This is a genomic window from Candidatus Krumholzibacteriota bacterium (genome assembly GCA_016931295.1).
Classification (GTDB): domain Bacteria; phylum Krumholzibacteriota; class Krumholzibacteriia; order Krumholzibacteriales; family Krumholzibacteriaceae; genus JAFGEZ01.
In genome coordinates this window covers 1-10,001 of sequence record JAFGEZ010000044.1, presented here as the reverse complement: position 1 = coordinate 10,001, position 10,001 = coordinate 1, and the positions used below count along the sequence as shown (strand labels likewise).

The following is a 10,001-nucleotide window of genomic DNA, read 5'->3' as shown; positions in this document are numbered from 1 at the left end:
AGAACGTCGTGAGACAGTTCGGTCCCTATCCGTTGCGGGCGCAGGAGATTTGAGGGAAGCTGCCCTTTGTACGAGAGGACCGGGGTGGACGAACCTCTAGTGTACCAGTTGTCCCGCCAGGGGCATTGCTGGGTAGCTATGTTCGGCAGGGATAACCGCTGAAAGCATCTAAGCGGGAAGCCCCTCCCAAGATTAGATCTCCCGTATCGTAAGATACCTGAAGGCTCCTCGGAGATGACGAGGTTGATAGGCCGGAGGTGTAAGCATGGTAACATGTTCAGCCGACCGGTACTAATAAGCCGTGAGGCTTAACCAGTTAAAAGAATCTTCTATCTCCACGGCTGGATTGTCTGATTGCTCCCCTGATTTTGTTGATAGATTCCGCGCCGCGGCCACGGGCCGCGGACGCGCACCGGGATTTCGGTGGCGATAGCGGAGAGGAAACACCCGTATCCATTCCGAACACGGAAGTTAAGCTCTCCAGCGCCGATGGTACTGCAGGGGCGACTCTGTGGGAGAGTAGGTCGCCGCCGGTTTTTGAAGGAGAGCCGCCCCGTGGGGCGGCTCTTTTTTTATGCCCGGAACGCGAAGGGGCGGTGCGATCAATCGCGTTGCCCGTCCTCCCCGGTCTTGATGGCGTTCACCATCCATCGAGCCGTCTCGCAGGCGTCCGATTCCGGATAAGTTTCAAGCAACCGGGTGAACGACTCCAGTGCCGAAAGCGTGTCGGCGAGCTCCTCGGCATTGATGAAGCCGATGGTGAAGAGGGCCTTCGGGGCGAGATCGGAGTCCGGGAATCGTTCGACGAGGTCCAGGAGCCCCTCGAGCCTGGCGGCCGGTTCCTCGCGGGCGACGATCGTCTCCCACATCGCCTCGGGCACGCGATGATCGTCGGGGTAGTCCCTGATCAGTCTCTTCAGGGCGGATATGCGCAGATCCGGATCATCTGCATCCTCGGCGAAACGCCAGATCCGATCGGCGGAATCGAGCCGGACGATCTCCCCTGTGCCGGGCGCGGAGTTGTAGCTCTTATTCCCTCTCTGGGGACCGGTGGCGAATCCCGAGGGAGGAGGCAACACGGCAGCGAGATCGCGGCGAAGAAAGAGAAATTCATAATACCGTTTTCGTCTTCTGCATGAATATCTGGCGACCAGCGTGTAATTCAGATTGAAACCCCGGCTGCGCTTTATGGCATCCGCCTCTTCTCCGTGCTCCAGCATTTCGTAACTCGTGCTCGTGAAGACGGCCGCGCCGGGATTGCGCTCGAAGAAGTAATCGATCACGGCTTCGCGATCGGGGTTGCCCGTCGCGAGGAACTCGTCGTTCAGCCTCCCGAAATCGACCGTCTTCAGCTTCGAATGGTAGGGGATCGAGCCGGCGTCCTTATGCACGACGAGCCATTCGTTTGGCGGCACGTGCTCGCGGAGATAGTTCCCGAGGGGGATGTGCTCGTCCTCGAGGAGCTGCTGGTGGCCCGATGCATACAACCTGGAATACGAGATCACGCTCCTGTCGGTATTGATCATGAGCTGCGGAACGATCAGCACCAGCGCAAGCAGTACCGTTCTCGCGTTCCTCTCGGCGCGGAGCAGGATCAGGCCGAGCGCGAGGATCGCGAGGGCGTAGAAGGCAACGAAGAAGCGGTACTGGTAATTCATCACGAGGTGGGAGGAGAGGTACGTGATCAGACAGGCCGCCGTGAAGAACGTCGCGGCCGCGACGAGCAGTCGGTGCTTCCGCACGCTTTCCCACGATACGTAGATCAGGGCGAGAAGCCCGGGGAGCCGCAGGTAACTGCTCGCGAACTTCGCCAGGAATCCGAGCGTGTCCTCCTCCGTTTCCGCGGCGACCTTCGCGTAGAAGGTGTTCGGCAGGAAGCGCCCGTAGTAGGACCACCGCCAGATGAAATAGACGCCGAACGGGATGAGGTACCACAAGATCCTCCGTCGCCGGAAGGGCCGGAAGAGGGGCAGCAGCAGGACCGCCAGCAGGATCCCCTCCGGCCGGACGAGACTGAGGAAGAGGATGGAGAAGATGAAGAGCCGTTCGCGGCGTGCCGTGAGACAGTAGATCGCGAAGATGATCGCGGTCGTGAACATCGTCGTTTCCAGGCCGCTCCACGCATGGATATAGTAGAACGGCGCGGTGAGATAGAGGGCGAGGCCGACCGTGCTCGCGAGGTTGAATCCGCGAAAGGCCAGGAAGAGGATGACGGCGCCCAGGAAGTAGAAGAGGATGCCGATCGCATGCGTCAGGATCACGGGGGAGATCCCGGCCTTGATGCCGACCGCCAGCAGCCAGACGAGGGCGATGCCGGTGTATCCCTCCGTCGGGTTTTCGCCCGGATTCCAGTTCAATTCCCCGTGCACGGCGAGATTCTCGGCGTACCTGAAGAGGATGTACGCGTCATCGACGAGCCATCTCGGCGAGTCGGCGATCTGGTAAATGGAATATGCCAGTGCGGCCAGCGTGACGAGCGCGAAGAGCAGGGGTGGCAGTTTCCGTATGCGTTTCAATATGTTCTTCATAATGAATCGGATATGTCTTCCGATCATACCATGGAAAACAGCGCGGGTCAAAGGAACACGATCCGGATGGCTTTGCCCGTTGCCGCCGGCGCACGCATCTGGTAGCATGGACACTCGCGCCGCGGCAGGCCGGCCGCGGCGGGGAAGAGAGCATCGATGGAAGCCGTGCTGCCCTTCATCACGATCGTCATCTCGATCGCCGTCCTCATCGTCCTCCTGTCGCTCGCCCGCCGGCTCAACGAGGGGAGTGGAAGCGGCGCGGAGCGCGCCCTGCGCGAGGAATTCCGCGGGCTCCGCGAGGAGCAGGGAGAGGCGGCACGTGCGTTGCGCGAGGAGGTCGGCCGGGCCCAGACGACGGCCAACGAGGGCCTGATGGGAGCCGTCGAGAAGCTCGGCGCGGCGCAGGGGGAGCGGCTCGACACGGTCGCAAGTTCCCTGCGCGAGATGACCGAGGCGAACGAACGGCGGATCGAGAAGGTGCGCGAGACGGTCGAGGAGCGGCTGAGACATCTGCAGGAGAGCAACGAGAAACGCATCGAGGAGATGCGGAAAACCGTCGACGAGAAGCTCCACGAAACGCTCGAGAAGCGTCTCGGGGAGTCCTTCAAGCAGGTGAGCGAGCGGCTCGAGGCCGTCCAGCGGGGCCTCGGCGAGATGCAGGAGCTCGCCACGGGCGTCGGCGATCTCAAGCGCGTGCTGACGAACGTCAAGACGCGCGGCACGTGGGGGGAGGTGCAGCTCGGCACGATCCTCGAGGAGATCCTCACCCCCGAGCAGTACGAACGCAACGTCAAGGTCGCCGGGGAGGGCAACGATCTCGTCGAGTACGCCATCCGCCTGCCCGGACCCGACCTCGACCCGAACCGCTGCGTCTGGCTCCCGATCGACGCCAAGTTCCCCATGGAGGACTACCAGCGCCTCGTCGAGGCCTCCGAGGCGGGCGACACCGACGGTGTGCAGCAGGCGGGCAGGGCGTTGGGGCGGGCGGTGCAGATGTCGGCGAAGACGATCCGCGAGAAGTACGTCGATCCTCCGCACACGACCGATTTCGCCATCATGTTTATGCCTACCGAGGGACTCTACGCCGAGGTGCTCCGGCAGCCGGGCCGCGTGGAAGAGCTCCAGCGGCTCCACCGCGTCGTCGTCGCCGGGCCGACCACGCTGGCGGCCATCCTGACGAGTTTGCGGATGGGCTTCCGGACGCTCGCCATCGAGAAGCGGTCGAGCGAGGTGTGGGACGTGCTCGCAGCCGTGAAGACCGAGTTCGGCAAGTTCGGCGACGTGCTCGACAAGGTGAAACGTCAACTCGGCACCGCGGTCAAGACGATCGACGAGACCGGCGTGCGCACACGCGTGATGGCGCGCAAGCTCCGTTCCGTCGAGGAGCTCCCCGCCGACCGGGCCCAGGCGCTCCTCGGCATTGCCGACGGGGAGGAGATGTCTCCCGACGACGGGGAGGAAGAAACGTAGACGGACGACGCCTGATTCTGGGCACGGACGGAGAATTCGCCGTCGTGATCTTCGACAGGGACTCCTCCGGCGCGTTTCTTCCTGCCTCTCAAGAGCCCGCGATCGTAGGCGGGGCGAAGAGTGCCCCGTCGAGCGGATGGTTGTGGAAGACGTGATCGTAGACGAAGGTGCTCGATCCCCCCTTGCGGTCGCAGGCGATGCGGTGCGGGACGAGGATTCCGTCGACCTCGCGCCAGTCGCCGACGACCCAGTAGTGGCCGAGTTCGGTCAGAAGCCCCGTCGCCACGTCGAAAAAGAGCGTGTAGTAGAGAGGGTCGAGATCGCCCCCGGGTTCGAGCGCATAGACGTCGCGTCCCTCGCGCTGCTCGATTCCCCTGAAGCGCAGGCCGGGGAAGTACTCATTCAACCGAAGGGCGCCGCGGGGATCGTAGAACCAGGCGAATTTCCGCCGGATCTCCTCGGCGCGCTCGATCTTCGTGCCTTCCTGCACCCACACCGAGTCGCCGTCGGTCCACTCGCGGCGGATCCCGTCGCGACCGAGCTCGGCGACGAGAAGCCTGCCGTCCGCCGTCGACCAGGCGCCGAGGGGCGTGACCTCCCGCGTGGGATCCTTCCACGAGAGATCGTTGATGACCCGCCCGAGACAGACGCGGGTCTCTATCCGTTCGATCGCCTCCCGGCCGCCGACCGCCTCGACGAAGCGGGCGACGACCTCTTCCGCGGTGATCTCGTCGGCGGCGGCGCGCGGCGCCGTGCCGGCGAGCGCTGCGGCGAGGAAAACGAGCACGATGACGATTCGCTTCACGGGGCACCTCCTGTTCGAGTCCATCCACATCGTACGGCACCCGCGTTGCCCGTGCCACTGAATGAATCCTGACGTTTCCGTCAGGGGGTGGCGCCGATCGTGCACCAAATTCTTCCCGGGAAACGCGGAAAAGGTGTATCATTTGCCCGGTGAGCCACGCGCGGGGGATCCCCCGGCGGTGGCTCGCCGGAACCGTCTTCGATCGGAGGCGCGCATGCAGGGCAGGGTCGTCAACATCGAGGAGTTCTTCGAGAAATTCACCGACACGTTCTCACCACAGATCGTGGGAGAACTGAACGGCCAGCACGTCAAGCTCGTCCGCCTCGAGGGGGACAAGGTGCCGTGGCACACGCACGACGACGAGGACGAGATGTTCCTCGTGGTCGAGGGGGTGCTCGTCGTCCTCGAACGGGACGCGACATACACGCTGAACCCCGGCGAGTTCTACATCGTGCCGCGGGGGGTCGAGCACCGCACCGTGCCGCGCGGGCCGGTGAAGGCGATCCTCTTCGAGCCGGCGGGGATCCACCACACCGGTTCGGTGCACGCCGAGATCACGCGCGACACCTTCGACCGGCTGGATTCGTAGGAGCCCGGCCGCCACCTGGCCCGCGTCGCGTACTGCCGCCCGCCGGCATCGATCCATCCCGGATCAAGCGGGTCGATCAGGCTTTCGTCGCCCCGGCGCGCTCCTCGTTCGACATTTTCGCGAGCTTTTCCATTTCGTTCGACATCTTCGCGAGCTTCTTTGCCTCGTTCGCATCGAGCCCGAGTCCCTTCTCGACGCGCGCGCCGTATTCGGGGTCCGCCCTGAAGAAGACGGGCGTGTTGTTCCCGACGAGGTCGTAGTTGCCGTCCTCGGTGTAAAACCTGAGCGCGAATCCCCGCGGGTCGCGGGTTGGATCCGAGGAGCCCCTCCCGCCGCGAGATCGAACAATGAGTGGTGCATGTCCGATGGTCCCCAACGTGGCGAGGCGTGTATAGCGGGGAAGGGTTCCGGAGGGAAGCAGAATACCACGTCCGGCGTGTCAGGGGATTGCCGCGCGTACCGGGGCGATGGCGCGATCCTCCCCCGCGGCGGCGACCGCCCCCGCGTACGGGGCGGGGAGCGCGAGGGTGCGGAGAATCCAGCCGGTGAGGGGCTCGAAGGGGCCGCCCTGCGCCGCGGCGCGGCGGGGCGCGCCGCTCGCGTCGATCCGGGCGAGGCCGGCGGTGAGGCCCGTGCCCAGCGCCTTGACGAGGGCCTCCTTGCGCGTCCAGATCCGGAAGAAGGCGGTTGTGCGGTCGCCGGGCGGCGGACCGTCGAGCAGGGCCAGCTCGGCCGGCGCGAAGAAGCGCCTCGCCACCGCATCGCCGAGACGGCGCGGCGCGACCAGCTCGATGTCGACGCCGACGGGGCCCTCGTCCGAGACGGCGACGAGGGCGGCGCCCGTCGTGCGGGAGATGCTGAAGGCCGGGCCGCCGCAGTCGAGGACGGGACGGCCGGTTTCCTCGCGAAAGAACCGGACCTGCGCCGGCTCGACGCCGATACGCCGGCCGAGGATCACGCGGAGCGCGCCGTGGGCGGCGACGTAGACGTCGCGGTCGGCATCACGGCGGAAGCGCGCGGCGCGTGCCCGCTCGTCGCCGGAGAGATGCCCTTCCCACGCGGCGAGCCGCTCGGCGTCCGACGGATCGACGAACCACACCTCGACCGCACCGGGCGGGCGGATGCCGTCGCCGGCAGGGTTGCGTTCTTCTTCACGCGTCATCTCAGGCCTCTTCGCGGATCGCGCCGAGCGACCGGCGGAGCTTGCCGGCGAGCACCTCGACGTGCGGTTCGACGAGGATGTCCTTGTGCGAGGCGGGGACCATGACGACATCGATCCCCTCGGATGTGAGCTTGCCCCAGAAGGTGCGCGGGTCGCGCTCGATCTCGGCTGTCGCCTGGTAGAAGGTGATGGGACCGCCGTAGACCGGGGGCGAGTACCTCATCTCCGCCTGCAGGTTGATGTGGGGAAAATAGGTGTTGATGTAGTAGTTCATCATGAAGGCCGGGACCGGCCTGCCGAGGCGGAAGCAGAGGCGGCTGACGAGGCGCGCCAGGCCGAGGCGGATCTTCCGCAGGCGGTTGCCCGAGTATTTCCGCAGGTAGCCGATCTGGTCGGGCAGATTCAGACCGGCGAGGTTCCTGAGGTGTCCGGCGACCCTCTTGCCCCCCGGGGGCGGCTTCTGCGGCATCCAGTAGGAGTCGAGGATGGCGAGCATCCCGATCTCCTCGCCCCGCGTCCGGAGCTGATGGGCCATCTCGAGGGCGACGTAGGCGCCGAGGCACCGCCCGCCGAGGATGTAGGGCCCCGACGGCTGGATCGTCTTGATCTCCTCGATGTAGCGGGCGGCCATCTCCTCGACGGTCGCCAGCGGTGGCCGCTTGCCGTCGAGCCCGATCGCCTGCACCCCGTAGAAGGGACGGTCCGCGTCGAGGTGGTCGGCGAGCTCGCGGTAGAAGAAGACCCCTCCTCCGTAGGCGTGCACGAAGAAGACGGGCGGCTTCGCGCCCTCCGCGCGGATCGGCACGATCGATTCCCCCGCGTGCCCGGTTCCGCTGCCGCTCAGCATCGCGGCGATCCGCTCGATCGTCGGCGACTGGAAGATGTCGGCGAGGGCGATCTGGTCGCCGAAGGTGCGCGTGATCTCGGTGAAGAGCCGCACGGCGAGGAGGGAGTGGCCGCCGAGGTCGAAGAAGTCGTCCGTGACCCCGATCGGGTCGATCCCCATCACCTTCTCCCAGATCCGCGCGAGCTGCATCTCCACCTCGGTGCGCGGCGGCGTGTACTCGCTGGCGAGGTCGGCGCGCGTGATCTCCGGCTCGGGGAGCGCGCCGCGGTCGAGCTTGCCGTTCGGGGTGAGCGGGAAGGCCTCGAGGGTCACCCAGGAGGTGGGGACCATGTAGTCGGGGAGCCGTTCCCCGACGAACGCGCGCAGTTCCGCGGTCGCGGGGGCCGCTTTCTCAGGCACGAGGTAGGCGACGAGCCGCATCGTTCCCGTGCGGTCCTTCCTGCCGACGACAAGGGCCTCTCGCACGGCCGGGTGCTGCCGGAGAGCGAATTCGATCTCCCCCGGCTCCACGCGGAATCCGCGCACCTTGAGCTGGTAGTCGACGCGTCCGACGAACTCGATCGTCCCGTCGCCGTCGTAGCGCGCCGTGTCGCCCGTCCGGTAGAGGCGCGCCCCCTCGATCCCGCTGATCCGATCGGGCACGAACCGCTCGGCGGTGAGGTCGGGACGGTTGAGGTAGCCGCGCGCCATCCCCGCGCCGCCGATGTGGATCTCGCCGGGAACCCCCACCGGCACCGGGCGGCCGTCGCCGTCCAGGAGAAAGATGCGCGAGTTCTGCACGGGGCGGCCGATCGGGGTGTTGCGGTCGGGGGCCTCCCCGGCCGTGACGCCGTAGAGCGTGGAACAGACGGTCGTCTCCGTCGGCCCGTAGCCGTTGATGATCGCCAGGCCCGGCACGCCGGCCGCGATCGAGGCGAGGAGTTTCTCGGGAATCGGCTCGACGCCGACGAGAAGCCTGCCGAGCGAGCTCTCTCCCGGATGGGCGGCGATCCACTCGTCGAGGTCGGCGAGCATGAGGGGCGGCACGTAGGCGCTCGCGATCCGGCGCCCGGCCAGCCAGGGGATGAAGACGCCGCTGTCGAAGCGGATCGCGTCGGCGGCGATGTGAAGCGTGCCGCCGGCGAGGAGCGCGGTGAAGATCTCGTAGACCGAGACGTCGAAGCTCACGCTCGTCCAGAGGGCGCACGGCTCGCCCGGCTCGATGGCGCGGCGGCGGTCGAAATCGGCGAAGAGGTTGAGGACGCTCTCGTGCCGGCAGCAGACCCCCTTCGGGGTTCCCGTCGAACCGGAGGTATAGATGATGTAGGCGAGGTTGTCCGCCCCGACGGTGTTTTCCGGGTTCGTGTCGGGTTCGCCCGCCAGATCGTCTCGGTCGGTGTCCAGGAGGATCGTGTGGGTTTCGTGCGCGGGGAGCGCGCCGGCGATCGCTTCCTCGGTGAGAAGGACGGGCGCGGCCGTGTCCTCGAGCATGAAGGCGAGGCGTTCGGCGGGGTACGTCGGATCCATCGGCACGTACGCGCCCCCGGCCTTGAGGACGCCGAGAAGCGCGACGACGAGATCGGGCGTGCGGTCCATGCAGACGGCGACCGGCGTGTCGGGGCCGACGCCGAAGGCCTGGAGCCGGGATGCGACCCGGTTCGCGCGTCGGTCGAGTTCGCCGTAGGTGAGAGAGCGGTCCTCCAGGACGACGGCGTTCGTCTCCGGCGTCGCCGCGGCCTGCCGCTCGAAGCGCCCGTGGATCGTCTCGCCGCGCGGGAACGCCGCCTCGGTTTCGTTCCAGTCGACGAGGATCGTGCGCCGTTCGCGTTCGGTGAGCATCGGAAGCGCGCCGACGGTTCGGTTTCGATCGGCCGCCATCCCCTCGACGAGCGTCTTGAAGTGGCCGAGCATCGCCTCGATCGCCGGCCCGTCGAAACGGCTCCGGTCGTAGTCGATGACGATCCGGGGCACGGGAGTCTCGGAGATGTCGAGGGAGAGGGGGATGTTCGTCTGGTTGCGGATATCCCATTCGCGTCCGGTGAATCCTCCCCCGAGGGACGTCAGATACTCGTCCCAGGGGCGGCTCGCGTAGTTCATCAAACTCTCGAACAGGGGCATGTTCGGAGGAAGGTCGCTCCATCGCTGGATTTTCGCGAGCGGGCTGTGCTCGTAGGCGCGGGTGGCGACGTGCTGTTCGCGCAGGCCCCCGATGAAATCGACGAGGGGCGCCCGGTCGTCGATCCGCGCGCGCACGGGGAGCGTGTTGATGAACATCCCGACGATCCTCCCGCTGTTCTCGATCGGGAGCCCCCGGCAGCCGCGCACGGCGGCGAAGACGACATCCTTCCGCCCGCTGTACCGGGAGAGGATGATCGACCATGCCGCCTGGAAGCAGTTGTAGACGGTGAATCCGTTCTCCTTCGCCCACGAGGCGAGCGCCGGGCGGATCGCCGGGTCGAGCACGATCTCGCGCTTGCCGTAGCCTCCGACCGGCGTGAGGGCGAGCGGATCGTGCGCGACCGAGAGGGAGACGGGCGCCTCGAAGCCGGCGAGGAGATTCCGCCAGAAGCGCTCCGCGGCGTCCGGGTCCTGTTCCCCGAGCCAGTCGATGTACCGCCGGT

Annotated in this window: 6 protein-coding genes, 2 rRNA genes and 1 pseudogene; 4 read left to right on the top strand and 5 right to left on the bottom strand. The window is 66.5% G+C overall.

From position 1 onward, the window contains the following. Positions 1-316 (top strand): 23S ribosomal RNA (locus tag JW876_11160); the annotation flags it as partial. 103 nt (positions 317-419) lie between these two features. Next, positions 420-536: ribosomal RNA gene (gene rrf / locus JW876_11155) — 5S ribosomal RNA — on the top strand. A gap of 66 nt (positions 537-602) precedes the next feature. On the opposite strand, the gene JW876_11150 is transcribed toward rrf, so the two are convergent. Next, positions 603-2,516, bottom strand: coding sequence for a hypothetical protein (locus JW876_11150; protein MBN1886063.1), 1,914 nt, complete (start codon positions 2,514-2,516; stop codon positions 603-605). Positions 2,517-2,684: 168 nt separating this feature from the next. On the opposite strand from JW876_11150, the gene rmuC reads away from it, so the two are divergent. Continuing rightward, positions 2,685-3,998: a DNA recombination protein RmuC gene (rmuC, locus tag JW876_11145; protein MBN1886062.1), complete on the top strand. Its 1,314-nt coding sequence runs from the start codon at positions 2,685-2,687 to the stop codon at positions 3,996-3,998. Positions 3,999-4,086: 88 nt separating this feature from the next. Here rmuC and JW876_11140 read toward each other — a convergent pair whose 3' ends face one another. Next, the gene (locus JW876_11140) at positions 4,087-4,803 is read right to left on the bottom strand and encodes a hypothetical protein (GenBank protein MBN1886061.1); all 717 of its coding nucleotides are present in this window, start codon (positions 4,801-4,803) and stop codon (positions 4,087-4,089) included. A 214-nt stretch (positions 4,804-5,017) separates the two neighbouring features. On the opposite strand from JW876_11140, the gene JW876_11135 reads away from it, so the two are divergent. Then, on the top strand, positions 5,018-5,392 hold the full coding sequence (locus JW876_11135) for a cupin domain-containing protein (GenBank protein MBN1886060.1): 375 nt from the start codon (positions 5,018-5,020) through the stop codon (positions 5,390-5,392). 223 nt (positions 5,393-5,615) lie between these two features. Here the strand turns inward: JW876_11135 and JW876_11130 are convergent. The 3 genes and pseudogenes from JW876_11130 to JW876_11120 form a co-directional block, all read right to left on the bottom strand. Further along, positions 5,616-5,699 (bottom strand): annotated as a pseudogene (locus tag JW876_11130) (catalase). 132 nt (positions 5,700-5,831) lie between these two features. Then, the gene (locus tag JW876_11125) at positions 5,832-6,554 is read right to left on the bottom strand and encodes a 4'-phosphopantetheinyl transferase superfamily protein (GenBank protein MBN1886059.1); all 723 of its coding nucleotides are present in this window, start codon (positions 6,552-6,554) and stop codon (positions 5,832-5,834) included. 1 nt (position 6,555) lies between these two features. Continuing rightward, positions 6,556-10,001, bottom strand: a 3,446-nt coding sequence (locus JW876_11120) for an amino acid adenylation domain-containing protein (GenBank protein ID MBN1886058.1), incomplete at its 5' end; no start/stop codon positions are given.

Excerpts from the sequence above, each read along its gene's own strand:
- rmuC (MBN1886062.1), top strand. The coding sequence starts at position 2,685 with ATGGAAGCCGTGCTGCCCTTCATCACGATCGTCATCTCGATCGCCGTC.
- JW876_11135 (MBN1886060.1), top strand. The coding sequence starts at position 5,018 with ATGCAGGGCAGGGTCGTCAACATCGAGGAGTTCTTCGAGAAATTCACC.
- JW876_11125 (MBN1886059.1), bottom strand. The coding sequence starts at position 6,554 with ATGACGCGTGAAGAAGAACGCAACCCTGCCGGCGACGGCATCCGCCCG.